This is a genomic window from Kriegella aquimaris (assembly GCF_900103215.1).
GTDB lineage: Bacteria > Bacteroidota > Bacteroidia > Flavobacteriales > Flavobacteriaceae > Kriegella > Kriegella aquimaris.
Genome location: NZ_FNGV01000006.1, coordinates 197,650 through 223,041 on the forward strand (window position 1 = coordinate 197,650; position 25,392 = coordinate 223,041).

Consider the following 25,392-nt stretch of genomic DNA (forward strand, 5'->3'; position numbering starts at 1 on the left):
GCTAATAACAATCAGGCCCATAATCGCCTTCGTACACTCTAAAATAGCGGTCGCCATTTAAAAAGGTTTTGTCATCTTCATCTGTGGTTACAATATACTCATAAACCTCCCCATTGTAAAAGTTCAGTTGTAGAACATCTTGTCTTTGGGCGTTCACATAGGTTTTCCAATGCCCCGTGCCCTTATTATTGCCCCCATACTTCGCACTGGCACCCCCGGTGTCAATTCCCATGCTATTATAGGCGGAGTGGTTAAAATACCCTTGACCACATAAATCTATTTTGATTTTTTTGCCATAGCCGCCCCCTGAGGTGTTGTAAGATTCCATATAGATCAAGCGGCAGTTTTTCAACAGTTCGCCCCATTCAGAAGGATTTTCATGTGATGTCATCGCAGTGGTTTGCGTTTGTGGTTCATAAAAATTCACGGATGCAGTTACCCATAGTCCAGCGTTTTGAAGATTTTCGGAATAGGCGCTTGAACTGGCAGTGCATAATATCGTCAGTCCGTACCCATACGGGTTTACCATTCCTACAATTAAGGCCTTGGAAGATTTTGCGTCTATGACACCTTCATATAAACCGGCAATAGTATTATCAGAAATTTTCTCCATACTATTTATAGGCTTAAGAAGCGTATTTTTCCCGATTTGAAAGCCGTTTTTAGCTTCTATTTCCATTTCTTGAATGTGCTGTACATCATGGGTGATGATCAGTAGTACACCTTCTGTTTTTAAGGAGGTGATGGCAAACCCCGATGCTACCGTAGTCCCTACCCAGCCTTCGGGTACGTGAAATGAGATGCCGAGCTCTGGGTAGTCTATTTTTTCCGATTTTTGTGCCTTGAGCGTACTTAGAAAAAACAAACAAAAAAATAGGAGGGATGCTGTTATGCTGTTAGTTTGTGATTTCATTATCAATCTTTTTTCGTTTTTTACTGAGATTTAATACCATCATTTAATTTAAGCTGTGTTCCGGTGTTGTTTAAATTGCAAATTGCTTGTGGAATAGGAGTAATCTAATTTCTCCATAAACTAACTTCTTAAGTTAGTTGACCCTTTTCTGCCGGAATATTTCTAACCACTGGGTTAACAGTTATATTTAATTCGGTTAACTTGCTAAGTTGGCCAATTTCTTCAGGAATTCTGTATAGCCGATTATCTTGAAAAAGCATTTTGGTTAGGTTGCTTTACTGTTCAATATGAGGAGGTAATAACTATAATTTACAAGGTGCTATAAATATTTCTTTCAAGTTGTTTAGTCGTCTAATTTCATCAGGATGAACTAATGGATAGTTATTATAATTTAGAATTTTTTCATTGTATTCGGGTGTTAATGTTATCAGTGCAAGTTGCTAACAATTAAACCTTCATATATCAGGTAAACTATGTGAATTTAAAACTCAGGGTTTTCCCTAAGTGGGCAAAAAAAAGACGCTTATATTTTCCACAATTATTGTTGATAACTTCAAGGTTAAAAAAAAGCCAAAGACCCATATTTCATGGGGTATTGCGTATATTTGCTAGATTGCCAAAATTAGAATGAAAACAACCTTTAATTTATGAGCGAAGAAGCAAAAAACGAGGAACCGAAAAAGAATAAGTATTCCGCCGATAGTATTCAGGCCCTTGAAGGCATGGAGCATGTGCGCATGCGACCATCGATGTACATTGGTGATGTTGGGATGCGAGGATTGCACCATTTGGTCTACGAAGTCGTCGATAACTCTATCGATGAGGCTATGGGTGGGCATTGTGATACAATCAGTGTCGTAATAAATGAAGATAATTCGATAACCACACGAGATAATGGTAGGGGTATTCCTGTAGACCTGCATAAAAAGGAAGGCGTATCTGCTTTGGAAGTAGTTATGACCAAAATCGGTGCAGGTGGAAAATTCGACAAAGACTCATATAAGGTTTCCGGAGGTCTGCATGGTGTTGGGGTTTCAGTGGTTAATGCACTTTCCAATCACTTGAGGGCTACTGTATTTCGAGACGGTAAAGTTTGGGAGCAAGAGTACGAACGAGGCAAAGCTGTATACCCTGTTAAGAGTATCGGCGAAACAACCGAAAGAGGGACGGAAGTAACATTTCATCCTGATGATACTATTTTCACACAGACTATTGAATTTAGTTATGAGACCTTGGCCAATCGCATGCGCGAGCTATCGTTCTTGAACAAGGGTGTTACAATAAGCATTACCGATAAACGTGAAAAAGACGATAAAGGCGAGTTTATTGGAGAAACTTTTTATTCTGACGAAGGGTTAAAGGAGTTTATAAAATTTCTAGACAGCAACAGAGAGCCCTTGATCCAAAGTGTTATCGCTATGGAAGGGGAAAAGAATGATATTCCAGTTGAAGTCGCGATGATTTATAATACATCGTACACTGAGAACTTACATTCTTACGTGAATAATATTAATACCCATGAGGGAGGTACGCATTTGTCCGGATTTCGAAGAGGGTTGACCACTACATTGAAGAAGTATGCAGATGCTTCAGGAATGTTGGATAAGCTGAAATTCGAAGTGCAAGGAGACGACTTTAGGGAAGGGTTGACAGCAATTGTTTCGGTTAAAGTTGCCGAGCCGCAGTTTGAAGGGCAGACTAAAACCAAATTAGGGAATAGGGAAGTATCGTCGGCTGTTTCACAGGCGGTATCTGAAATGTTGACCAATTATTTGGAAGAGCATCCCGATGATGCCAAGATTATTGTACAAAAAGTAATTTTGGCGGCACAGGCCCGTCATGCCGCGACCAAAGCACGGGAAATGGTGCAGCGAAAAACGGTGATGAGTATTGGCGGATTGCCTGGAAAACTTTCCGATTGTTCAGAGCAAGACCCTACGCTTTGTGAAGTATTTCTGGTTGAGGGAGATTCGGCAGGCGGAACGGCCAAACAAGGTAGGGATCGTAATTTTCAAGCGATTCTTCCATTGCGTGGAAAAATTCTCAATGTTGAAAAGGCAATGCAGCACAAAGTCTTTGAAAATGAAGAAATCAAGAATATATATACCGCATTGGGTGTTACGATTGGCACCGAAGAGGATAGTAAGGCACTGAACCTTGAAAAACTACGCTATCATAAAGTAGTTATCATGTGTGATGCCGATGTCGATGGTAGTCATATTGAAACACTGATATTGACCTTTTTCTTTCGATACATGAGGGAGCTCATTGAAGGAGGGCACGTTTATATTGCGACTCCCCCATTATATTTGGTGAAAAAGGGAAGTAAAAAACGGTACGCATGGAGTGATAAGGAACGCGACGAAATTGCTGAAAGTTATAGTGGCGGTGTTAGCATACAGCGTTACAAAGGTCTTGGAGAGATGAATGCGGAGCAGTTATGGGACACGACCATGAATCCTGGATATCGGACACTAAGACAGATAACAATTGACAATGCGACCGAAACTGATCGTGTTTTCTCGATGTTGATGGGAGATGAGGTACCGCCTCGTAGAGAGTTTATCGAGAAGAATGCAGTCTATGCAAATATAGATACCTAATATTTTATTTATTAGGATACCTTTTTAAGTCAAAACCCCACGATTTTAATTGTGGGGTTTTCTTTTTTTAGCATCATTCGATTCGAGAGCCCGAAAGTTTAATGTCGGGAGATGCCCAGTTTTCATTGTAGCGCTTCACTTTCTGCAACTTTTTCGTTGGCATTTAATTTTTTATAGGCCAATTTTAGACTATGCTTGACCCATCCGTTTTTTTGTATACGGTTATGAAATTAGTTACCTTAATTAATTTCTTAAAGGCTTTATTGATTAATAAGTGTACGAAAAATCAAAGAAATAATAATTGATATTGAAATATTGTGAACGTAATTGGATATCGCATAATGAAATGACAAGAACTGTTTGTTTCTCACTTTTCTAGAAAGGAATATTAACATCAGCGATATTCAGCTATAAGCAACAAAAAAAACCATGCGAAAGCACGGTTTTTTGTTACAATTCCCAAGGTTTGCCCGTCATCTAAGACGGACGCTGCCTCGGGGTTTTTATCTTAAATATTTTATTCTCTTATTGCTAATATATTGCCATCGGTATCTTCCAATTGTTCTCCTTTGGAAGACCTTTTTAAGACAGCGACATCATCGGCTTTTTCCAGCCCAGGATAGCTTATAGTGTAGACTCCATCGATTTCGATCCATTCGAAATCTGTTTTTGTTGTTATGGTTCCACCTTCGACAATTTGGTATCTTCCAAGATAGGCGTCGTTGAAAATCCATTCAGAACGGATCGAACGATCTTCGGCTTTACCCGTGGTTGTTGTACCGGTATTGGTCCAGATTCCTATTACAGGGTCATTATTTTCGGCTATTCGCGAACAGTTACTCAATGAGATAATCGTGATGATAGCAAGAAATGAAAATATTTTTTTCATTTTGTAGGGTTTTTCTTATTTGGGACTTCTAAATACGAACGCAGAAGGGCTAATCTGTATTGCTATTATTCGATGTATGACCAATTATTTTGCTTTTCTTCGTTGAAGCGTCGTTTTCTTTAACATTAAGACAGCTTAACTCGCCATTAAAGCCATTCATCTAAGCATATTTGCATCTCGACGAATTTTGAAAATCCTTTTTTCATGGGAGATTAATCCGTATTTCGGTCGCACAATTAAGTAAAGAATATGTATTTTTGTTCCTATTCAAAATGATCAATTACTAAAATTTAAACATATGAAAGTTACTGTTGTAGGTGCAGGTGCTGTTGGTGCAAGTTGTGCCGAGTATATTGCTATTAAGAATTTTGCTTCGGAAGTTGTTTTGTTGGATATTAAGGAAGGTTATGCCGAAGGAAAGGCAATGGATTTAATGCAGACCGCATCGTTAAACGGTTTTGATACCAAAATAACAGGGGTTACAAGTGATTACTCAAAAACAGCAGGAAGTGATATTGCTGTAATTACTTCAGGTATACCGCGCAAACCTGGAATGACTCGCGAAGAGTTGATTGGAATCAATGCAGGAATTGTCAAAACAGTATCATCTAGTCTGTTGGAACATTCTCCCAATGTTATTTTAATCGTGGTCAGCAATCCTATGGATACAATGACATATTTGGTACACAAGACAACTAGTTTGCCCAAACATAAGATCATAGGTATGGGTGGGGCCCTTGACAGTGCCCGATTTAAATACCGTCTTGCTGAAGCTCTAGAAGCTCCTATTTCCGATGTTGACGGTATGGTTGTAGGCGGCCATAGTGATACAGGTATGGTTCCATTAGTTTCGCATGCTACGCGAAACAGTATAAAGGTTACCGAGTTTTTGTCAGAGGAACGTTTAGATCAAGTTGCGGCAGATACCAAAGTTGGTGGAGCTACACTTACCAAATTATTGGGTACTAGCGCATGGTACGCGCCAGGGGCAGCTGTTTCCGCTCTTGTTCAAGCCATAGCCTGCGACCAGAAGAAAATGTTTCCTTGTTCTACGTTTTTAGAGGGTGAGTATGGGCTTAATGATATTTGTATCGGTGTTCCGGTAATCTTAGGTAGAAACGGAATTGAGAAAATCGTCGATGTGCCTTTAAGTGATGCGGAAAAGAATAAAATGCAGGAAAGTGCCGCTGGAGTAAAGAAAACTAACGGCTTACTCGAGCTCTAATCAGAGGCTTTCGTTTAACTTATATAAAAACATCCGCCTGCCTTTATAGGTTAGCGGATGTTTGTGTTTTACAATAACTTGTAAATATGTTGTTAAATCCTAAGGGAAAATCATATATTTGCACGCTGTTAGAAAAAGCATACACGTAATAAATACAATCCATGCAAAATAAAGGACTTATAAAGCTTTTTGCTTTCTTGTTCGGACTAGTAAGTATCTACCAACTATCCTATACTTTCATTGCCAATAAAGTCGAAAATGACGCTGAAGCCTTTGCGATAAGTCGCGTAGCCGATTCCTCAGAAGGCTATTTGGCGGAACGCGAAGCACTCGAAGCACGCTATTTAGATTCCATTGGGCACAACTCTCAATTTGGGTTTACTACCTATGATGAGGCCAAGAAAAAGGAATTGAACAAGGGACTGGATCTTAAAGGAGGTATCAATGTAACCTTGCAGATATCGGTAAAAGATATCTTGAAAGGTTTGGCGAACAATACCAAAAATCCGGTTTTCAACAAGGCGCTTGCCGATGCCGACCTTGCTTCTAAAAGTAGCGACGATAGATATCTCGATTTATTTTTTGACGCTTTTGATAAAATCAAAGGGGATACAAAATTGGCTTCGCCCGATATATTTTTCACCAAGGGTCTGAGTGATGAAATTCAGACGATGGATGCCGATGATGCCACTGTAAAAAGAATTATCGAGACGAAAGTCGATGAATCTATAGTATCGGCTTTCGAAGTTTTACGTGAACGTATCGATGGCTTTGGAGTTACCCAACCTAATATTCAAAGAGAAGGAAATTCGGGTCGTATCTTGGTCGAGTTACCAGGTGTTCGTGATATTTCACGTGCTCAAGATTTATTATCCAGTACCGCTCAATTGGAGTTTTGGGAAACCTATAGTTCTAGCAACCAAAGTATTTCAAACTTTTTGATTGCAGCCAATGAGAAATTAAAGACATTAATTGATACGGCGACCGTAGAGACACCTGCGAAAGAAGAATCGGAGTTAGACTCCTTACTTTCCGATGTATCTCAAGACTCTTTGGATCTGGCAAGTCAAGTGAATCCACTTTTAGATTTAATAGCGGGTCCGGGTAGTCAACATGCCGTAGCTAAATTTGCTATTAAAGATACTGCCAAGGTGGGCGCTTATTTACGCATGCCACAAATTCGGCGCTTGATACCAAATGATATTCAATTTGTAAAGTTTTTATGGGAGCGTCCCTCAACGGAAGATACTGAAGTTGTCGATCTTTATGCCCTTAAGTCGAATCGTGATGGCGTACCTAGAATAAGTGGTGATGTCGTAAGTGATGCAAGAGCTGATTTCGATCAATTTAGCAAACCGGCGGTCTCTATGACCATGAATACCAGGGGAGCTAAAGAATGGGAAGACTTAACGGGTGATGCTTATAATAACAAGACCGGTATTGCTATTGTTTTAGATAATAAGGTATATACCGCACCGGGTGTATCGACTGGTCCTATTTCCGGCGGTCGCTCTGAAATCACTGGTACCTTTACCGTAAACGAAACTAAAGATATCTCGAACGTACTACGTGCAGGTAAGTTACCCGCATCTGCCGAGATAATTCAGTCTGAAATTGTTGGACCTTCCTTGGGACAAGAGGCTATTGACAGTGGTTTTATGTCATTCTTGATTGCCATGGCCATTGTTTTGGTCTGGATGGTTTTCTATTATGGTAAAGCTGGGCTTTTTGCTGATATAGCGTTATTGCTCAACATCCTATTGATTTTTGGTGTATTGACCAGTTTGAGTGCGGTATTGACTTTGCCGGGTATTGCCGGTATCGTTTTGACCATTGGTATGTCAGTTGATGCGAACGTGCTTATTTTTGAACGTATTAAGGAAGAATTGGCCAAGGGCAAAGGTAAATCACAAGCTATCTCAGATGGTTTCAGTAACGCTCTTTCATCAATTCTCGATGCGAATATCACTACTGGGCTTACGGCATTGATATTGTTCGTATTCGGTTCAGGTCCGATTAAAGGGTTTGCAACTACTTTATTGATAGGTATACTTACATCATTGTTCACTGCTATATTCATTACGCGTTTATTGGTAGATTGGTATATCAGTGGAAAAACAAGAAGACTTGATTTCTCAACGAGTTTGACCAAAAACTTATTTACGGGTATCAATATCGACTTCTTGATCAAACGTAAAATAGCTTATATATTTTCTCTTGTACTAATTGCAATTGGCGTATTCTCATTAGCTACTAATGGCTTGCAGCAAGGTGTTGATTTTTTAGGAGGCCGTTCGTATCAAGTTCGATTTGATCAAGAGATCAATCCTTCGGAAATCGCATCGGAACTTAATGAAGTTTTTGGAAGTGGTACCAAAGTCAAAGAATTTGGTGATGCCAATCAAATTAAGATTACGACGTCTTATAAAGTAGATGTTGAAGGTATTGAAGTGGATAACGAAATTCAGAACAAGTTATATACTGTCTTGCAGAAATACCTTCCGAGCGGAACAACATATGACGATTTTGTTGTAGGCAGCGCCGACAAATCGATTGGTATACTACAATCGATAAAAGTAGGTCCGACTATAGCCGATGATATCAAGAACAATGCATTTTTGGCCATTTTAGGGTCTCTTGCAGTTGTCTTCCTTTATATCTTGTTCCGATTTAGAAAATGGCAATTTTCTTTGGGTGCTGTTACAGCGGTATTCCACGATGTATTGATTGTGTTGGGTATCTTTTCTTTAACCAGCGATATAATGCCCTTCAATATGGAAGTGGATCAGGCCTTCATTGCGGCTATTCTAACGGTGATTGGGTATTCATTGAACGACACGGTGGTAGTATTTGACCGGATTCGGGAAATCGTTGCGGAAAAAGGCTGGAAATCGGGAGAGAACATTAATTCGGCGGTCAACAGTACCTTGGGAAGAACCTTGAATACCTCGATGACGACATTGGTCGTGCTTTTGACCATCTTTGTTTTTGGTGGAGAATCGCTTCGAGGCTTTATGTTCGCCATGATTATTGGTGTAATCGTAGGTACTTATTCTTCCGTATTTATCGCTACACCTGTAATGTTCGACACGATTAAGAAAAAGATTTTGGCTGGTAAGGCAGATAAGATTGTAAAGTAACTTTTAACCTTACTTTACTTTAAAAATCCGTTTGACTTTCATCATGAAAATCAAACGGATTTTTTTTATTGCACTTTTCCTATTGAGCCTTGTTTCGATGTATTAAGTTCGTATATGTAGTCGGGCTCAAGGTCTTCTTCTTTTCTATGCGAGACAAAGACTATCGCTGTATCGCTTTCTTTGGCGAATTTGTTGACAAGGGCAACGAACATAGCCGCACTTTGATCATCTAAACCTGCGGTGGGCTCATCCAAGATGAGTAATAAAGGATGTTTTATCATTGCTCGAACACACATGACCATACGTTTTTGGCCCATCGTGAGATCATGAAAATGAACGTCCTTCATGTGCCACATATCCATAAGCATCAACCATTGTTGGGCAACTTTTAATTGTATTTCGGTGGGTCGAACATACAGCCCAATGGAATCATTAAGGCCTGAAATCAACATATGTTCAAGACTGTGGTAACCGGTAAATTTATCGGTCATAGAAGGGGTAAAGTATCCGATATGTTTTTTGATGTCCCATACGCTTTCCCCACTCCCTTTCTTAATCCCGAACAAATAGAGTTCTTGTCCGTACCCTTTTGGGTTTTCACCCGTAATCATAGATAATATAGTGGTTTTTCCACTCCCGTTTTTTCCGACCAATTGCCAGAATTCCCCTTTTTTTATTTTCCAGTTGATAGCTTTTAGTATAGGCTTCCCAGAATAAGAAACATTGATACCCCTGAGGTCTATAAGAGTGTCACCATCAAACTTCAACTGTTTAATGGGTGAAGGAATTGCTCCCATAAAGTTGATGGCATTTCGAAATGTATGGGCAGAAGCATCATCATCGTAAAATGTTAGCACTCTTTTTTCAAGTCTGGCAAAGGAGTCGATAAAGGGCAGTAGATCTCTTTTTCTGCTTATCAATTGAACTAGGGATGTCGTATCCGAAATGTGCTCTAGACGTTCTTTTAGTTCTGCCTGGGAGGCAATATCTAGATTGTCAAAGGGATTGTCAAGTACAATGAAATCAGGATTGTTTTCCAAGATGTAATTAAGAAGCGCCTTTTTCTGTTCCCCACTAGACATGGTTTTTAAGCTTTGGACCGTGCCAGAGGTGATAATTTTGGTGTCATGGCGGTCTTCCTCATCAATAAACCTTTCTAACATTAATTTCGAGAACAAGGCTCCGGAAGCCCCTTTGAGTTCTTCAAAGCCCTTCGGCATATCAGGATTAAATAAGCTGTCAATCAAATACTCTTTATCGGATGTATTATCGATAAAAACAGCCCAATGTGCAATTTGGGACATAAAATAGATTTACTTGCGAAGTTATACTTCTATTGGAAAATTGCAAAAACGAAACTTAGGGAATTTAAAATTGTAGCGAGAAAGCCTTTTGCCCAATAATAGTTTATGTAAACTGGAGTTTAGTTCTAAAGATGTGTACTGGGTTAGTGTTGTAAATTGTTGTCTTGTCTTGTGACATACCGATTTTTGAAGCTACTTTTTGAGAAGGAATGTTATCGATATGTATAATGGAAATTAATGAATCTGCCAGTTGGTTGTTAGCGGCATATGATTTGCATTTTAGAGCGGCTTCCGAAGCAAAACCATTTTGCCAGTACGCTGGAAGGATGGAATAACCTATTTCCAGTTCTTGGATTTTATCAACGTTCTGAACTAAAAGTCCACAAAGACCTACCATTGCTCCATTCTTTTTTAGAATTAGAACATTCATGCCCCCAAGATTTTTATCATACCGTTCAAAAACGCGTTCAAATTGCTCTTTGCAAGCTTGTACGGGATTAGAAGGCAGACCTTCCCAATATAGTGAGGACCTAGGATCTTGATGAAATGGGAGCCATGAATCAAAGTCTGAGGCTTTTAGCTTTCGAAAGAGTAATCTTTCGGTTTCTTGGTTCTCGAGCAATAGATGCATGGTACTAAAGTCTTATAAAAGAAATACTATCGCCTACTTGTAAAGACCACTGTTCCACCATACCGGCATTTACTTCAAGAACGTATTTTACCGGTACTTTCGATGATAGGCCCTTTTGGTTATAGGGCTCGGCATTTTCTTGAAAACTGGCAATGCGTAAATCGTCTCCGATAAAAATAATATCCAACGGAAACTCAGTGTTTTTCATATAAAATGAATGCATTGCAATATCCGGAAATATAAAAAGCATGCCTTGCTCTTTGTCCATTGAATTGCGGTACATTAAACCGGTTTGGGTCTCATAATCACTTTCGGCGATTTCAATAGCAAGGTGTACCAACACGGAGTCTTTTTCGGTCTGATGTATCGTAAGCTCGCCCTCTTTTTTAAAGATAACAGGTTCGGTCTTGATGGCTGCTTTTGGTGTGTCTTTGCAAGACTGAAGGCTTATAGATACGATTGCGAAAAGCAGCGCTATTTTAAAGCATTTCATGGTATTCTTTTTAAAATAAAAATAATTTCCAGTATCGAATTGGCAGCCTATTTTTTACTGCGAACAAAACTTGGTCTGAACATAAAGTACAGCCCTATGATAATGAATGGAATACTAAGCCATTGCCCCGTCGAAAGCAGTCCCAAAGATTCTTCGAAACCTCCTTGGCTTTTTTTGACGAATTCAACAAAGAATCGTATCGTCCACAACAACACCAAAAAGAGACCGAATAAATAGCCGGGCTTATTTTTCTTATCCGTCTTCCAATACAGATGGTAAAGAATTAAAAAAACAAAGATATAGCAGAACCCTTCGTACAATTGTGCAGGATGTCGGTAAGGTATCTGAGCCAGATAATCTGAAAACTGCGGATTGTTTACAAGGGCATCATAGGCTGCAGGTACCGATTTTTCTTGGGTGATACCCATAACTTGGGCCGGATGCATGTCATCGGAATCTCGAACGAATTTTGTGGCAAAAATGAAAGATTCATCGGTAACCTTACCATTGATTTCTGAATTGAAAAAATTTCCTAAACGCACACAAAACGCCCCAATCGCAACAGGAATTACGATACGGTCCAATATCCATAACATTTTGAACTCGGGAAATTTTCGTGTGTAAAGGTACATGCCAATGATGATTCCGATAGCGGCGCCATGGCTGGCCAAACCTGTAAAACCAGTAAATTCATACCCTTTGATTAATCCGAACAACAAGCTTCCGTCGGCACTTTCCCGAATGGGTAATAATATTTCCGTTATATGATTTTGATAGTAAGGCCAATCATAGAAAAAAACATGGCCTAAGCGTGCGCCCAACATGGTGGCCAGCACGGTATAGATGAAAAGTGAATCTAGCTGCTCCACCGTCTTTTTTTCATTCGTAAAAATTCGCTTCATAATAAACCACCCTAGGGCGAAAGCGACAATCCAAAGTAGATTGTAATATTTGATCTGTAAGGGGCCAAGATTGAAAATTGTCTCGTTCGGATTCCAGATAAAGCTTAAAAAGTGCATAGGGATTATTTTACGGCGCTAAAGATAAGAAAATTGATGTGGGGTTATTCCGTTTATTATTTTTAAAGTTGGCTGATGATGGTTAAAATTAACCTAAAATGGGCAAGAGCAATTCGAATACGCTAAGGCACTGGGTCATACCCTTTGCCTCCCCAAGGGTGACAGCTGAAAATTCGCTTTATCGAGAGCCAACCGCCTTTGAAAAGACCGTGTTTTTGGAGTGCTTCGAGCGTATATTGTGAGCATGTAGGGGAGTAGCGACAGGAAGCCGGAGTATAGGGTGAAATCGCATATTGGTAAAATTTGACCAAAAAAACAAAAGGGGCTATGAGTATTTTTTTCATAAACGCTAAACTTGTTTTGCCATTGGCCGCTATTTTCTTGGTACAAACGCTTATTTCTCGAAATGGGAGAAACTAGAGTTGCCTAAGAAACGCTGAATGTAGTACCTTCTTTTCCATCTTTCAATTGAATGCCCAAAGCAGTCAATTGATCACGTATTTTATCGGAGGTCGCAAAATCTTTATTGGCCCTGGCATCGTTTCGTAATTCGATCAAGAGTTCTACTACCCCTGAAAGTTTGCTTGAATCATTGGCGCCCATGCTTTTGTTTTCTAGCCCTAAGACATCGAATACAAAGGCATTTATAACCTGGGTCAATAATTCTTTATCTTCGTTGGTAATGGTTTCTTTTCCTTCTTTGATCAGGTTAATGTGCTTGACGGCTTCGAACAAATTGGCAATTAAAATAGGCGTGTTGAAATCGTCATTCATCGCATCGTAACATTGCTGTTTCCATTCCAGAATTTGAAAATCAGAACTAGTGCCGGTATCAAGACCTTTGAGGGTTTCAATAGCATCCATCAATTTGCCATATCCTTTTTCTGATGCGAGAAGTGCGTCGTTGCTCAGATCTAAAATGCTTGTATAGTGGGCCTGCATCATAAAAAACCGAACAACGGAAGGTGAAAAAGCCTTACTTAGAATTTTGTTTTCCCCAGAAAAAATTTCGCCAGGTAAAATATTGTTCCCCGTTGATTTGGCCATTTTTTTTCCGTTCAGGGTCAGCATGTTGGCATGTAACCAATAGTTGACCGGCGAATGTCCATGGCTGGCTTCCGACTGTGCTATTTCGCATTCGTGGTGCGGAAATTTCAAATCCATTCCGCCGCCGTGAATATCAAAAGTTTCACCAAGATATTTGGTACTCATAGCCGTACATTCTAGATGCCAACCAGGGAAACCATCTCCCCATGGTGAAGGCCATCTCATAATATGTTGAGGCTCGGCTTTTTTCCAGAGCGCAAAATCTTGTGGACTTCTTTTATCATCTTGGGCGGCAAGTTCGCGTGTATTCGCGATCATATCCTCTAATTTTCTCCCGCTGAGCTTTCCATAATCGTGAGATTCATTGAACTTCTTTACATCAAAGTAAACCGATCCATTTATCTCATAGGCGTACCCCTTGTCGAGAATTTCCTTAATGATTTCGATTTGTTCTATGATATGCCCTGTTGCGGTAGGTTCTATGCTTGGTGGTAGAAAATTGAACTTTTCAAGTATGTTGTGAAAATCGACGGTGTATCGCTGAACCACTTCCATGGGTTCCAATTGTTCCAGTCTGGCCTTTTTTGCAATTTTATCTTCCCCGTCTTCCGCGTCATCGACTAAATGTCCGGCATCTGTGATATTGCGTACATATCGCACTTTATAGCCCAAATGCTTTAAATATCGAAAAATCATGTCGAAAGACATAAAGGTTCTGCAATTGCCCAAATGTACATTGCTGTAAACGGTAGGACCACAGACGTACATGCCGATATGACCTTCGTTTATAGGTTTGAAAACTTCTTTTTTGCCGGTAAGGGAATTGTAAACTTTTAGGGTTTGGCTTTTGTACAATTGCATGGGGTGCTCAAACAATTAAAATTTGGTTTCAAGGTTGATATAGTCCAAAAATTCTCTGCGAACCGCTTCATCTTTGAATTTTCCGCCATATTCCGCAGTAACTGTGCTACTTTCAATGTCGCGTATGCCACGTGAATTTACGCAAAGATGCTTCGCGTCAATGACACAGGCCACATCTTCTGTATTCATGACCTTTTGAAGTTCCCTTACAATTTGGATGTTCAAACGTTCTTGTACTTGCGGCCGTTTGGCATAATAATCGACAATTCTGTTCATTTTGGAAAGGCCTACCACCGTTCCACTTGAGATATAGGCAATGTGTGCCCTGCCCACAATAGGAAGCAAATGGTGCTCGCAAGTAGAATAGAGTGTGATATTTTTCTCAACCAACATCTCTCCGTATTTGTACTTGTTCTTGAAGGTAGAAGATTTGGGTTTTCGATCGGGGTGAAGCCCGCCAAAAATTTCATTTACAAACATTTTGGCTACCCTGTTCGGAGTGCCTTTTAGGCTATCATCCTCTAAATCGAGTCCCAGAGTAAGTAAAATGTCTCTTACACTTTCTTTAATCCTTTCAATTTTGTCTTCATCGTTCAATACGAACGCATCATTACGCAAAGGGGTTTCTCCAGAGGTCGAAACGTGGTTGTTTCCCATTTCTTCAAAATGATCTTCCAATGTACTATCGATTTTCATGCTACTGTGGCTAAAACGAATGGCAAAGATATACATTATATGGCACTTTATAGTCCATTAGGCCTGTTACGCAACATAAATTAGTGTTAACATAAAACCCTATTTATTTTTACACTTTCCAAAAGTCATGCCTGCTCATGAAGCGTTCCTTTATAGTTATTGGTATATTTTATTTCTTATGGATGCCTGCATTATTTGCACAAGTTTCCCCAGATTGTATCAATGCTATACCCATTTGTAATAATACTCCGATCAATGGGGGTGTGAATGGTTTTGGTGACGACGATTTTAACGGGGCTTCTAGAAGTGGTTGTTTCGAACAAGATTCGGGAACGGTAGAATCAAATTCAGCATGGTACAGGTTTCGTACTGGCGCAGCGGGTCAATTAGGGTTTAATATTGGTTTTGATGCTGACGAGGATTGGGATTTTGCACTTTATAAGACCGGTGACTGCACCAATTTAGGAGAACCCGTTCGATGTAATTTTTTTGATAACCGCAATAAGGCCTCTTTTACGGGCATCGGTGAAGACCCGACAGGTATATCGGATACGGCCAGATATGACGAATGGCTGCAGGTCGAGGCCGGGGAAGACTATTATTTACTTATCAATAACTTCAGTAATAACAACTCAGGATTTTCCATTCAGTTCTCAGGAAATATATTTGTGACCAATCCTTCCGATGCCTTAGACTGTTCTATTATCGATAATCTGCTGGGGTCTCCCGTATCTGCTTGTGAAAACGACAATGTAGTACTTGATGCTACGACTCTTAGTGCTATTGATTATGATTGGTTTAAAGATACAGGTAACGGATTTGAACCCATTCCTGGGGAAAACGGACCTACTTTACAGGCCACCGTTTCCGCAATTTATCGTGTTTTGGTGATAATGCTTTCAGGAGTTAATACAGTAAGTGACGTGCAAGTCGCATTTTCGGAGGTTCCTTTGGCTTTTGCTTTGTCTGATGAAACTATGTGTTCCATAGATGAAACCTTTGACCTTAGTTTAAAAAATGGAGAGGTTTTAGGAAGTCAAATTGCGGATGATTATATCGTAAGTTATCACGCATCTATGTTAAATGCGATTAACGGCAGTGAAAATCTTCCAAAACAATATAATCCCGATTCAGAATTACAGACTATTTATGTTCGGGTAACCTCATTAAGCAATCCGAAATGTTTTGACGTCTCACGGCAATTCGAACTTAACGTTATGGTAACGCCTGACCTAAGTTTTTCCGAGGAAGTTTATTTGTGTCAAGATAGTTCAAGTATTATGATTGGCGCATCAATTTCCAATCCTGATTATACGTACAGCTGGGATTCTGGTGAAAGCACGTCCATGATTTCCGTTTCTCAAGAGGGAACTTATAGACTAAGCGTAACCAACCACCAAGGTGGCATTAGTTGCGTCAGTTCACGAACGGTGCAGGTAGTTATTTCAAAACCGCCCGCTATTGTCGATGTGATAATTGAAGATTTACAAAATAACAATTCGGTAGAAGTGCTAACCGACCGGCCGGGTGACTTTGAATACCAGCTTGACAATGGTGATTTTCAATCTTCGGATACCTTTGAGGGTGTTCTTCCTGGAATGCACACCGTTACGGTAAACAATCTTTCAGGTTGTGGTTCAATAACCGAACAAATAATTGTGGTGGGGTTTCCGAAGTTTTTTACCCCAAATGGGGATGGTGTCAATGATGGATGGACGATTACGGGAATTTCAAAGTTGGAAAACCCGATGTTATTCATTCATGACCGTTATGGAAAATTGCTATACCAAGTTGCGGGAACAGCTTCCAATTGGGATGGAACCTTTAATGGGCGCACTGTGCCATCTGCCGACTATTGGTTTAGACTGACCTATGAAGACGCCAACGGGCAGCGAACGGAAGCGAAATATATCAATAATCATTTTGCCTTAAAGCGGTAAAAGTTCAAGAGCTATAAGATCATATCGATGACCTGCATAAATCAACGTTATAATATACTAAATCGGGGGTGTTCGAGTTATACTATTGACCTATAGTTTAATGTTAGCCCCATAATGCTATGCGAACACTAATTTGTGGCGTTGGCCTTTTGCTCCTTTTTTCGTTAGGGGTAAACGCGCAAAACTCACCTGATTGTAGAACAGCTATTCCTGTATGCGCCGACGCACCCATAATGGGTGTTGCCGATGGTGCTGGTGATATTGAAGATTTCGACCCTGAGGTCATACGAACGAGCGGATGCCTTGAGCGAGGTAGTCTGACTCCGGGTGGAATCGAACACAATACCTCTTGGTTTGTATTTAGGGCAGGTACTGGAGGGCAAGTAGGTTTTGACCTTGAGGCTTTGCCGGTGACTGGCTCTGGAAGCCCCACCGCCGAATGGGATTTCGCCGTCTATGGTCCTGATGTAGATTGCGCCGACATAAGCAGTGGCGATGCCCAGCCGATCCGATGTAACTACGAAGTGAACAATACGAATTTTACGGGTATTGGAGTGAATCCGGAAAGTGGCCAAGTGGGCGCGCCAAATGTACCTCAAAGTCAAAATACCTATGACGAATGGTTGGATGTTCAGCCTGGGGAAATCTACTATATATTAATCAACAACTACAATACTAATTTTGACGGGGATCCTGAACCGTTCATGTTGACTTTTACCGGAAATTCCGTCGAAGATGACCAGAACACAGCCTTGGATTGCACGCTGAGGGATGAGTTTTTGGGGTTAGATATTATTGCCTGCGAAGGTGACCCAGATATTACTTTAAGTGCGTTGAACACGCCAGCAGGTCCTGATATTAATAATGTGGTCTGGACAGTAGATTATGAAGATGACGGGGTGGTTGATGATACTTTACCAGGTTCAGGACCCTTTGGTGCCGAATATGTGGTCACTAGTCCCAATTCAGGACGCTATTTTGCCGAAGTAACCACCGCTTCAGGTTCACCGCCTACAGTTGCCGATGTAGGTGGTATTTTAATTACTTTCTACGGAATGCCTGTTTTAGATCGTGTCGATATTTTAGATTCCAATTTATCCCTTGATCCCGATTTGAACAATATCGAGATTTTAATCGATGGGGACGGAAGTTATGAATATGCTATTAACGGAGGTGAATTTCAAGATGACCCCTTTTTTAACGATGTTCCTCCAGGAGTCAATACGGTTATAATTAATGATAAGAATGGTTGTGGTATTACCGAACCTATAGAGTTTTTGGTAGTAGGTTACCCAAAGTTCTTTACCCCCAATAACGATGGTGTTCACGATGTTTGGAGTGTATACGGTCTGGAAACAATAACTGAAGCTACTGTATCTATTTTTGACCGTTACGGTAAACTTTTAAGACAATTAAATGCCAATACAATTGGCTGGGACGGTACTTTAAATGGTCGTCCATTGCCTTCTACCGATTACTGGTTTCGCTTGGATCATGCGGGTCAGGAAGATGCTATTTTGATAGCCACCCCAGTAAAATCACATTTTACCCTGAAGCGATAATATAGTAAAAGACCAGCTATTGCCGGTCTTTTAAATCGTAAGTGTCTTTATTTCGGAAAAATTTTTTTAGAAGTTCAAAGTATAGCCTAAAGTAACATTAGTGTTGACCGTATTAATTAAAGCTGGTGTGGTCAAGCCTGTGTCGAACAAAAATTGGTCAACATCTTGCTCGCTTCTATTGAAAGCAAGGTCTATTCGGCTTCCGCGAAAACTGTATCCAATTCCAGCAGAAAAACCGTTTAAATCTCCAATAGTGTTCCCATCGGCATACGGGCTCTGCTCAAAGCGGTAGCCCCCTCGTAGGCTTAAACGTTTGATGCGATACTCTCCACCGACCCTAAAAGAAGATACGGCGCTTAATTCGCTATCGATATCGGAATTTACCGCTGCAAAGTTAGCATCGCTATCTGGCCGTAATTCGGCTTTTGACATGTCTTGATAGCCGTAATCAAAGCTTAGTAGTCCGTCTTTACCAAAAATGACGGCCATGCTGCCGGTTAGTTTACCGGGAGTTTTAATTGTGTAAGTATCAAATAGGTTTATCACATTCAAAGTGATAAAATCAATATCGTCTGCGGCAAGGTCAGAGTTGATACGTTGCGAAAAATCATCTTTCAGTCGATACCAGGTAGGGGATTGGTAGCTACCACCAAGTCTAACGAATTCATTAAGTTTTGCAATGGCACCCAAACTGAATGAAAATCCGGAACCTTCGGTATGCAAAAGATTATCAAATGTTGTGAATTGAATTTCGGAATCGGCGTTATATCCTCTTTCGGTAAATTCATCATATCTATCATAAAGAACATTATGAAAGTTAAGGGATGCCCCTAGATATAAACTTTCCTGAAACTGCGAAGACATGTTTAAGGTGAATTTGCTATTGTAACCAGAGGTGTTTCTAGAGAACTCTTGATTTACCGTCTGATAATCAGAAGTTCTAATATAGGCAGTGTTGTCGTCTTCCATGTCTACTGGATCGATTATTCCTCCATAATAACCGAGAAATGCCTGTTGATCGGAAAAGCCCTGACTTGAGCCAATATCAAGATAGGCATCCTCCAAGAATTCACCTTCCTGAGCCAAAATGGCGCCAAAAGGTGTACCCTGTGCAAAATTCAAGAAGTAATTATCGATTCCTTGATTACTGTTTCCGGTAATATAGATATCATCTTCCAAATTACGCACCACATCATAATTGGCCGCTATTGAGAATTTTTTCCACGGAGAATTACCATCGGTATTCTTAAAAACAAAAACGCCACCTAGTTGATTAATTTCCAATTGGTTCGAAGTGTTTTCGGTCATTGTGCCGAAATAGTTGGAGGTGTTGTTTCGGGAATAACTGCTGACCGAAACGGTGAACAAGCTATTGTTAAATACCGAAGAACCTGCGGGATTGATATTTAATGCCGAGAGGTCGCCCCCTAGTGCTCCAAAGGCTCCTGACATACCTTGAAATCGTGCGGTTCCTTGAATGTTTTCGGTACTGTACCGCAATACGTCATCGATATTTTGTGCACTTGCAAGGGTGCATACCAATAGTGTTATGAAAGTTAAATATTGTTTCATTATCGGGAATTTTTTAAATCAATTTTTAAAGATTTTGGATTTTTTAGTTACGTCCTCCTCTACTGCTTGAAGTTCTTGTTCCGGAAGAGCGCGACGAACTACTACTGCTTGAACTTCTGACGCTACCGCTACTTCTGCTGGAAGAAGCAGGAGTGGTCGATCGGTAGGTACTTGTTTTAGGAGCTGTACTACGATAGGTCTGATTGCTTCTTGAAGATGAACTTCGGCTATAGGTACCACTGTTTTGTGTTCGGCTACCAGAACTTCTATATGTAGATGTTCTAGTCCCGACTTTTGCAGGGGAGCTACTTCTCGGCGAAGAACTCCGATACGTTTGGCTGCTTCTTGAAGAACTGTTGTAATTTGGCACTGCCCTTGTGCTCCTACTTGTTCTATAAGACTGATTTCTATCTACGCCGACCCGTTGTCTCGAGGTTGCATTATTGCTGTAAGTTCTTGAGCTTCTTGAAGTGGTGCTTCTGCCCACGGTAGACCTCGAAGAGGTGCTAGTTCTATATCGTGGCGAATCTGTTCTTGAAGTGGTATTTATTCGGCTTCTCAATGCCCGTGAACTAGTGCTAGCTGTTAGGGAATTATTGTAATACCCCCGTCTTCCTCTGTTGTACGCATAGTTTCTATTTCCGTAATAACCATAATTGGCGTACCCATAACGTCTTGAACCATACCAGGGATTGTAATATCCTCCCCATCCATAACCGTAACCATAGCCATATCTACCCCATCCGCTGCCGTAGTATCCTCCCCATCCCCATGGGCTTCCGTACCAAGGGTTGTAATATCCTCCCCATCCATATCCATATCCGCCATAGCCCCAGTTGTTCCATCCCCAAGGACCTCCAAAGCCGTAATACCTAAAACCTGTTCCCCCATAGATATTGATGTTTACGCTTGTAGCATTGTCTCCCCATCCCGCATATCCTGGATATTCATTGCCATTGTCGTAGTAATCGGTCAATTGTGATTCGGGTATACTATCGCCTTCAACATCGCTTGAGTAAGAATCGATGTCGGTAAAAACCTCATTTTCTAAAGCCTGATCATATTGATTCGCCTTTTGACCAAAGTAATCCGCGTAAGTATTATTTTCCTCTTGTTGTTGCGGTTGTTGATTTCTTTGAACACGTTCCGTAGTAACGGGCTCGCTCCCCCGACTATAAATGCCGTCGTTGTCGTAGTATGAAGCTTGTTGGTAAGAACCACATGAAATTAAGAATATACTAGAAAGGGCCAGTAAGGTAAGCCCAGTGGCGGTTCTGATTTTCGGAAGGGGTAGCGAATATATCATCATATCAATTTTTATTGTTGAACAGGTTAAAAATAATTAGTTTTACCGAATTATTTTGCTATACTGAGCACAAGTTTTGTGCCAAACTATAAATGGATGGGTAAAAATTTAACGAAGAGAAACGAGGATTATTCTAAATGGTACAACGAATTGGTGGTTAAGGCAGATTTGGCCGAAAACTCCGGTGTTAGGGGGTGTATGGTCATAAAACCTTATGGTTTTGCTATTTGGGAGAAGATGCAGGCTGGGCTAGACAAGATGTTCAAGGAAACAGGACATGAAAATGCCTACTTTCCACTATTTATTCCAAAATCGTACCTGAGCAAAGAGGCTAGCCATGTCGAGGGGTTTGCCAAGGAATGCGCTGTAGTCACACACTACAGATTGAAAAATGCCGAAGACGGTAGTGGAATTATTGTTGATCCCGATGCAAAATTGGAGGAAGAATTGATTGTTAGACCTACGTCGGAAACTATCATCTGGGACACCTACAGAAAATGGATTCAATCGTATCGCGATTTGCCCTTGCTGATTAATCAATGGGCCAACGTGGTACGCTGGGAAATGCGGACACGACTTTTTCTGCGAACCGCAGAGTTTTTATGGCAAGAAGGGCATACGGCCCATGCCACGGAAGCTGAGGCCATTGCCGAGGCCGAGCAGATGATGAACGTTTATGCGGATTTTGCGGAGAACCATATGGCGATGCCCGTAATTAAAGGAATTAAAACGGAGAGTGAACGTTTTGCAGGAGCCATAGAAACGTATTGTATCGAAGCACTGATGCAAGACGGAAAGGCACTTCAAGCAGGAACCTCACACTTTTTAGGGCAAAATTTTGCAAAAGCATTTGATGTGAAATTTGCGAACAAAGAAGGAAAACAAGATTATGTATGGGCTACTTCTTGGGGCGTTTCGACGCGACTCGTTGGGGCCTTGATTATGACCCATAGCGATGACAACGGGTTAGTGTTGCCGCCAAAACTAGCTCCAATTCAGGTAGTTATTGTTCCTATTTATAAGGGATTGGATCAGTTGGATGATATTTCGGAAAAAGTAGAACCTTTAGTGAAAGAATTAAGGGCAAAGGGAATATCGGTCAAGTTTGATAAAAGAGATACCCACAAACCAGGTTTCAAATTTAACGAGTATGAACTCAAGGGAGTTCCCGTACGCTTGGCTATTGGTAAGCGAGATATGGAAAACGGAACCTATGAAGTAGCGCGAAGGGATACTTTGGAAAAAGAAATCGTACCTATGGATGAGGTAGTCCCGAAAATTGAGTTTTTATTGGAGGATATACAAAGAAATATATACCAAAAAGCTTTTGATTTTAGGAAAGATCGAATTACCGAAGTAGAAAATTATGAGGAGTTCAAAGAAGTACTCGAGCACAAAGGAGGTTTTATTTCGGCGCATTGGGACGGTACCGTTGAAACTGAAGAGCGAATAAAAGAAGAAACCAAGGCGACTATCAGGTGTATTCCTATTGATGCTAAGACCGAAGTGGGGGCTTGTATAATCACGGGCAAACCATCTTCTAAGAGAGTATTATTTGCAAAGGCATATTAATGATCAGAAAAAATAATATGAAGGAGTTGCGATAGTAAAAAATAATTGTATTTTTGCATCCGCAATTAAACTAAGTTGTAAGATCAAACTTTGTAAATGTGTCTAAACACACAGCGAATAATTTTTGAAATTTCACTTGTAAGTTTTAATGGCCCGTTCGTCTAGGGGTTAGGACGCCAGGTTTTCATCCTGGTAACAGGGGTTCGATTCCCCTACGGGCTACTGAGGAGCAATGAATAGTTGCCCGTGAAGATTAAAATTGAGTTTTTAATTTTAGTAAACTGTTTTAATGGCCCGTTCGTCTAGGGGTTAGGACGCCAGGTTTTCATCCTGGTAACAGGGGTTCGATTCCCCTACGGGCTACCAAATTCAAGAGCAATAGAGCTCGGAAAATATATAATAAGTAGAATAACAAAAGAAAGATGGCAAATCACAAATCGGCATTAAAGAGAATTAGAAGAAACGAAGCCGTACGTCTTCGCAACCGTTATCAGCATAAAACCACCCGTAACGCAATTCGTAAATTACGCGCGGAGGAAAAGAAGGAAGATGCCGAAAAATTGTTGCCAGAGGTTATCGGTATGATCGATAAACTTGCAAAACGCAATATTATTCATGCGAATAAAGCAGGAAACCTTAAAGGTAAATTGACGAAACACGTAGCGGGTCTATAATTTTAGATTTTCTACTTGTACAAAAACGCCCTGGCAGACCGTCAGGGCGTTTTTTTGTTTGATTGAAAGTTTTACAGATTGACCACAAAGTCTATAAAATTTTGTCTTGTCAATTGTCTTATAAGAATCGATAAGCGTAAAACTTGTCAAGTTGGGCCGTAAAATACAAAAGTTTCCGGCAGCCCCATTTAGCTAAGTTCCATTTGTTCACGTTGTTTTACGCTGGGTGGCAATCTCCTTTTCATTCGTAAAAGCCCTATAATGAAACAAAGGTACATGGCGGCGATCAATGATAATTGTATTCTTCTTACATAAGATGCCTCCCCCACGCCATTCAGACTATTTATATAGCGGTATATCTTAATTGGAATATAACCGGAGTAAAAAATTAACAGACCCGCACTTAGCCAACCCAGGATATTGTTTCTCAATTTCAAATTATTCTTCTCTGATCGGGCCTGTATCAAGTAAAATAATACACTGAGTATTAATATCAACCCGCCCACAACGTAGGTGAGAACTTGATTTTCGATTAAAATATTCTGAAAAAAGGGATTGATTGCTGCGACAATTAGAAAAACAATACCTCCGATAAGAATTATATCACGGTGCTTTTTGCTCTCTATATAACTCCAGAATAAGTAAAAGAAATAGCAATAGAAAAAAACATTATAAATATTATAAATCACTACGGTGTACGAGTCATAGGCGTCATCAAAAATTAGAGCGTACTCCTCATAATTCAATACAAAATACCCCAAAATTTCGTTCAAAAAGGTATACAGGACAATAATGGGAAGATACTTTAAAGGAGTATCGTAGTACTTTGAATACCTACTAATCGATAATATCAGCGTTATGCCATAAAAAGGTATGAATGAATTTTCTAAGATTAAGTCCAATAGACTGAGATACATCTGCAGTGAGGGGATTTGTTATACTACATGCGGAATTGTTTCTTAGTGTGGTGGCGGTGCCGAATTTCCTTCATTCATTGTCAAGCTTTTAAAGCCAAAGAAAACGGGCGCAGCGGTTGAGGGTACAGTGGACAGATTGGGTAAAACCGATGCTTCATTCCGTTGAACGGGGCCTTCGGTGTATCCTGTTTCTTGCCCGGGGTATTTGTCGAAATTATCGGATAAAAGTACTGCTTTTCGCTTGCCACCTTCTCCATCAGCAGTATAAAAAATATAATCGCGTTCCCCTTTTAAAGTGGTAGGGGAAATCATAACGGAATTTTGTTTGGGATGCACCACAGCTTTCCCATCGGGAAATTTATCCTTGTCTGGGTAATTTGAAAAATAAAAACGCAGTTGTGATATTTTTACATCTGCAGCCTCTGCTTCTTTCTCTATGTACGCTAAATATTGTTTTATGGTATCATAATCGTAATAGACATAGCGAGCGACATCGAATTTGGCAGCTTCATCGCCCTGCTCTTCCGTCTGATTGGCGTTCCTGCCTTTGTCTTCATAGGCTTGAATAAGGGGAACTCTATGCTTCCCATATGAATCGTACATTTCTTTTGCATGTTCTATGGTAACTATCTGCTTCGGTGGTTCTGCACTGGTTCTTGGATCTGCTACGACGGCATCATCCTCACATTTAGAACTGGTAAGACTTAAGAAAAGAACTGAAAGCGATAATAATTTCAGTAACCCATTTTTTGCATTTTTCATGTAATTGGTAAATTTAGTATTAGAATGATTTTATTTGGTTGTTTGCCGCAAAAAGGGGGAATTGTATGCGTTTGCCTACAAATATATTTGAAATTGCCGATTTTTTAACATTTGAACGAAGAATTCAAGTTATAATCTTAACATTTCTGAATTTTGAAAATATGGGCGTTGTACTTTGGGTTCCTAATAATTTTAAATTGAATGTGAAATTCCTGTAATCAAAAATGTGAATGTTCGATAAAAGGATGGCAAATTTCATGGATAAA

Annotated in this window: 20 protein-coding genes and 2 tRNA genes; 9 read left to right on the forward strand and 13 right to left on the reverse strand. The window is 40.2% G+C overall.

Annotated features, from left to right (window positions below; all coding sequences use genetic code 11):
- Position 1 precedes the first annotated feature (1 nt).
- Positions 2-913, reverse strand: a complete 912-nt coding sequence (locus tag BLS33_RS13795; protein ID WP_143017617.1) for a hypothetical protein — start codon at positions 911-913, stop codon at positions 2-4.
- A gap of 647 nt (positions 914-1,560) precedes the next feature.
- Here BLS33_RS13795 and gyrB point away from each other — a divergent pair.
- Positions 1,561-3,516 (forward strand): DNA topoisomerase (ATP-hydrolyzing) subunit B, encoded by a 1,956-nt coding sequence (gene gyrB / locus BLS33_RS13800; RefSeq protein WP_089890219.1) that lies wholly within the window; start codon positions 1,561-1,563, stop codon positions 3,514-3,516.
- A 517-nt stretch (positions 3,517-4,033) separates the two neighbouring features.
- On the opposite strand, the gene BLS33_RS13805 is transcribed toward gyrB, so the two are convergent.
- Entirely contained in the window at positions 4,034-4,405 is a 372-nt protein-coding gene (locus tag BLS33_RS13805) for a hypothetical protein (protein ID WP_089890222.1), read from the reverse strand.
- A 298-nt stretch (positions 4,406-4,703) separates the two neighbouring features.
- Here BLS33_RS13805 and BLS33_RS13810 point away from each other — a divergent pair, with 298 nt between their 5' ends.
- Positions 4,704-5,630 (forward strand): malate dehydrogenase, encoded by a 927-nt coding sequence (locus BLS33_RS13810; protein WP_089890225.1) that lies wholly within the window; start codon positions 4,704-4,706, stop codon positions 5,628-5,630.
- 161 nt (positions 5,631-5,791) lie between these two features.
- Positions 5,792-8,770, forward strand: a complete 2,979-nt coding sequence (secDF, locus tag BLS33_RS13815; RefSeq protein ID WP_089890228.1) for a protein translocase subunit SecDF — start codon at positions 5,792-5,794, stop codon at positions 8,768-8,770.
- Between the two features lie 65 nt (positions 8,771-8,835).
- Here the strand turns inward: secDF and BLS33_RS13820 are convergent, their stop codons facing one another.
- From BLS33_RS13820 to folE, 7 genes are all read right to left on the reverse strand, one after another.
- Positions 8,836-10,074: an ATP-binding cassette domain-containing protein gene (locus tag BLS33_RS13820; protein ID WP_089890232.1), complete on the reverse strand. Its 1,239-nt coding sequence runs from the start codon at positions 10,072-10,074 to the stop codon at positions 8,836-8,838.
- A gap of 103 nt (positions 10,075-10,177) precedes the next feature.
- Positions 10,178-10,705, reverse strand: a complete 528-nt coding sequence (locus BLS33_RS13825) for a GNAT family N-acetyltransferase (RefSeq protein ID WP_089890235.1) — start codon at positions 10,703-10,705, stop codon at positions 10,178-10,180.
- A gap of 4 nt (positions 10,706-10,709) precedes the next feature.
- Positions 10,710-11,198 carry a DUF192 domain-containing protein gene (locus tag BLS33_RS13830; RefSeq protein WP_089890238.1) on the reverse strand — a complete coding sequence of 163 codons (489 nt, stop codon included), beginning with the start codon at positions 11,196-11,198 and terminating at the stop codon, positions 10,710-10,712.
- Between the two features lie 47 nt (positions 11,199-11,245).
- Positions 11,246-12,217: a prolipoprotein diacylglyceryl transferase gene (gene lgt, locus BLS33_RS13835; protein ID WP_089890241.1), complete on the reverse strand. Its 972-nt coding sequence runs from the start codon at positions 12,215-12,217 to the stop codon at positions 11,246-11,248.
- 122 nt (positions 12,218-12,339) lie between these two features.
- Positions 12,340-12,561 carry a membrane protein insertion efficiency factor YidD gene (gene yidD / locus BLS33_RS13840; protein WP_089890245.1) on the reverse strand — a complete coding sequence of 74 codons (222 nt, stop codon included), beginning with the start codon at positions 12,559-12,561 and terminating at the stop codon, positions 12,340-12,342.
- An 82-nt stretch (positions 12,562-12,643) separates the two neighbouring features.
- Complete coding sequence (cysS, locus tag BLS33_RS13845; RefSeq protein WP_089890250.1) at positions 12,644-14,125, reverse strand: cysteine--tRNA ligase; 1,482 nt, start codon at positions 14,123-14,125, stop codon at positions 12,644-12,646.
- A gap of 15 nt (positions 14,126-14,140) precedes the next feature.
- Positions 14,141-14,821 carry a GTP cyclohydrolase I FolE gene (gene folE, locus BLS33_RS13850; RefSeq protein ID WP_089890252.1) on the reverse strand — a complete coding sequence of 227 codons (681 nt, stop codon included), beginning with the start codon at positions 14,819-14,821 and terminating at the stop codon, positions 14,141-14,143.
- Positions 14,822-14,958: 137 nt separating this feature from the next.
- Between folE and BLS33_RS13855 the strand changes: the two genes are divergently transcribed.
- Both BLS33_RS13855 and BLS33_RS13860 read left to right on the forward strand, forming a co-directional pair.
- Positions 14,959-16,761, forward strand: a complete 1,803-nt coding sequence (locus BLS33_RS13855) for a T9SS type B sorting domain-containing protein (RefSeq protein ID WP_089890255.1) — start codon at positions 14,959-14,961, stop codon at positions 16,759-16,761.
- Between the two features lie 119 nt (positions 16,762-16,880).
- Positions 16,881-18,323, forward strand: coding sequence for a T9SS type B sorting domain-containing protein (locus tag BLS33_RS13860; protein WP_089890258.1), 1,443 nt, complete (start codon positions 16,881-16,883; stop codon positions 18,321-18,323).
- A gap of 66 nt (positions 18,324-18,389) precedes the next feature.
- Here BLS33_RS13860 and BLS33_RS13865 read toward each other — a convergent pair whose 3' ends face one another.
- Entirely contained in the window at positions 18,390-19,895 is a 1,506-nt protein-coding gene (locus BLS33_RS13865) for an OmpP1/FadL family transporter (RefSeq protein ID WP_089890261.1), read from the reverse strand.
- 43 nt (positions 19,896-19,938) lie between these two features.
- The gene (locus tag BLS33_RS24655) at positions 19,939-21,204 is read right to left on the reverse strand and encodes a hypothetical protein (protein ID WP_143017618.1); all 1,266 of its coding nucleotides are present in this window, start codon (positions 21,202-21,204) and stop codon (positions 19,939-19,941) included.
- A 93-nt stretch (positions 21,205-21,297) separates the two neighbouring features.
- Between BLS33_RS24655 and proS the strand changes: the two genes are divergently transcribed.
- The 4 genes from proS (at position 21,298) to rpsT (ending at position 23,447) form a co-directional block, all read left to right on the forward strand.
- On the forward strand, positions 21,298-22,773 hold the full coding sequence (gene proS / locus BLS33_RS13880) for a proline--tRNA ligase (RefSeq protein ID WP_089890270.1): 1,476 nt from the start codon (positions 21,298-21,300) through the stop codon (positions 22,771-22,773).
- A 150-nt stretch (positions 22,774-22,923) separates the two neighbouring features.
- Positions 22,924-22,995, forward strand: a tRNA-Glu gene (locus tag BLS33_RS13885).
- A 69-nt stretch (positions 22,996-23,064) separates the two neighbouring features.
- A tRNA-Glu gene (locus BLS33_RS13890) sits at positions 23,065-23,139 on the forward strand.
- A 56-nt stretch (positions 23,140-23,195) separates the two neighbouring features.
- Entirely contained in the window at positions 23,196-23,447 is a 252-nt protein-coding gene (rpsT, locus tag BLS33_RS13895; RefSeq protein WP_089890273.1) for a 30S ribosomal protein S20, read from the forward strand.
- A 188-nt stretch (positions 23,448-23,635) separates the two neighbouring features.
- Here the strand turns inward: rpsT and BLS33_RS13900 are convergent, their stop codons facing one another.
- Both BLS33_RS13900 and BLS33_RS13905 read right to left on the reverse strand, forming a co-directional pair.
- The gene (locus BLS33_RS13900; RefSeq protein WP_089890276.1) at positions 23,636-24,364 is read right to left on the reverse strand and encodes a hypothetical protein; all 729 of its coding nucleotides are present in this window, start codon (positions 24,362-24,364) and stop codon (positions 23,636-23,638) included.
- 42 nt (positions 24,365-24,406) lie between these two features.
- On the reverse strand, positions 24,407-25,126 hold the full coding sequence (locus tag BLS33_RS13905; RefSeq protein WP_089890280.1) for a hypothetical protein: 720 nt from the start codon (positions 25,124-25,126) through the stop codon (positions 24,407-24,409).
- Positions 25,127-25,392 lie beyond the last annotated feature (266 nt).

What these genes read in the sequence shown, in the direction of transcription:
- BLS33_RS13795 (WP_143017617.1), bottom strand. Translation starts at nt 913, where the DNA reads ATGAAATCACAAACTAACAGCATAACAGCATCCCTCCTATTTTTTTGT.
- gyrB (WP_089890219.1), top strand. Translation starts at nt 1,561, where the DNA reads ATGAGCGAAGAAGCAAAAAACGAGGAACCGAAAAAGAATAAGTATTCC.
- BLS33_RS13805 (WP_089890222.1), bottom strand. Translation starts at nt 4,405, where the DNA reads ATGAAAAAAATATTTTCATTTCTTGCTATCATCACGATTATCTCATTG.
- BLS33_RS13810 (WP_089890225.1), top strand. Translation starts at nt 4,704, where the DNA reads ATGAAAGTTACTGTTGTAGGTGCAGGTGCTGTTGGTGCAAGTTGTGCC.
- secDF (WP_089890228.1), top strand. Translation starts at nt 5,792, where the DNA reads ATGCAAAATAAAGGACTTATAAAGCTTTTTGCTTTCTTGTTCGGACTA.
- BLS33_RS13820 (WP_089890232.1), bottom strand. Translation starts at nt 10,074, where the DNA reads ATGTCCCAAATTGCACATTGGGCTGTTTTTATCGATAATACATCCGAT.
- BLS33_RS13825 (WP_089890235.1), bottom strand. Translation starts at nt 10,705, where the DNA reads ATGCATCTATTGCTCGAGAACCAAGAAACCGAAAGATTACTCTTTCGA.
- BLS33_RS13830 (WP_089890238.1), bottom strand. Translation starts at nt 11,198, where the DNA reads ATGAAATGCTTTAAAATAGCGCTGCTTTTCGCAATCGTATCTATAAGC.
- lgt (WP_089890241.1), bottom strand. Translation starts at nt 12,217, where the DNA reads ATGCACTTTTTAAGCTTTATCTGGAATCCGAACGAGACAATTTTCAAT.
- yidD (WP_089890245.1), bottom strand. Translation starts at nt 12,561, where the DNA reads ATGAAAAAAATACTCATAGCCCCTTTTGTTTTTTTGGTCAAATTTTAC.
- cysS (WP_089890250.1), bottom strand. Translation starts at nt 14,125, where the DNA reads ATGCAATTGTACAAAAGCCAAACCCTAAAAGTTTACAATTCCCTTACC.
- folE (WP_089890252.1), bottom strand. Translation starts at nt 14,821, where the DNA reads ATGAAAATCGATAGTACATTGGAAGATCATTTTGAAGAAATGGGAAAC.
- BLS33_RS13855 (WP_089890255.1), top strand. Translation starts at nt 14,959, where the DNA reads ATGAAGCGTTCCTTTATAGTTATTGGTATATTTTATTTCTTATGGATG.
- BLS33_RS13860 (WP_089890258.1), top strand. Translation starts at nt 16,881, where the DNA reads ATGCGAACACTAATTTGTGGCGTTGGCCTTTTGCTCCTTTTTTCGTTA.
- BLS33_RS13865 (WP_089890261.1), bottom strand. Translation starts at nt 19,895, where the DNA reads ATGAAACAATATTTAACTTTCATAACACTATTGGTATGCACCCTTGCA.
- BLS33_RS24655 (WP_143017618.1), bottom strand. Translation starts at nt 21,204, where the DNA reads ATGATGATATATTCGCTACCCCTTCCGAAAATCAGAACCGCCACTGGG.
- proS (WP_089890270.1), top strand. Translation starts at nt 21,298, where the DNA reads ATGGGTAAAAATTTAACGAAGAGAAACGAGGATTATTCTAAATGGTAC.
- rpsT (WP_089890273.1), top strand. Translation starts at nt 23,196, where the DNA reads ATGGCAAATCACAAATCGGCATTAAAGAGAATTAGAAGAAACGAAGCC.
- BLS33_RS13900 (WP_089890276.1), bottom strand. Translation starts at nt 24,364, where the DNA reads ATGTATCTCAGTCTATTGGACTTAATCTTAGAAAATTCATTCATACCT.
- BLS33_RS13905 (WP_089890280.1), bottom strand. Translation starts at nt 25,126, where the DNA reads ATGAAAAATGCAAAAAATGGGTTACTGAAATTATTATCGCTTTCAGTT.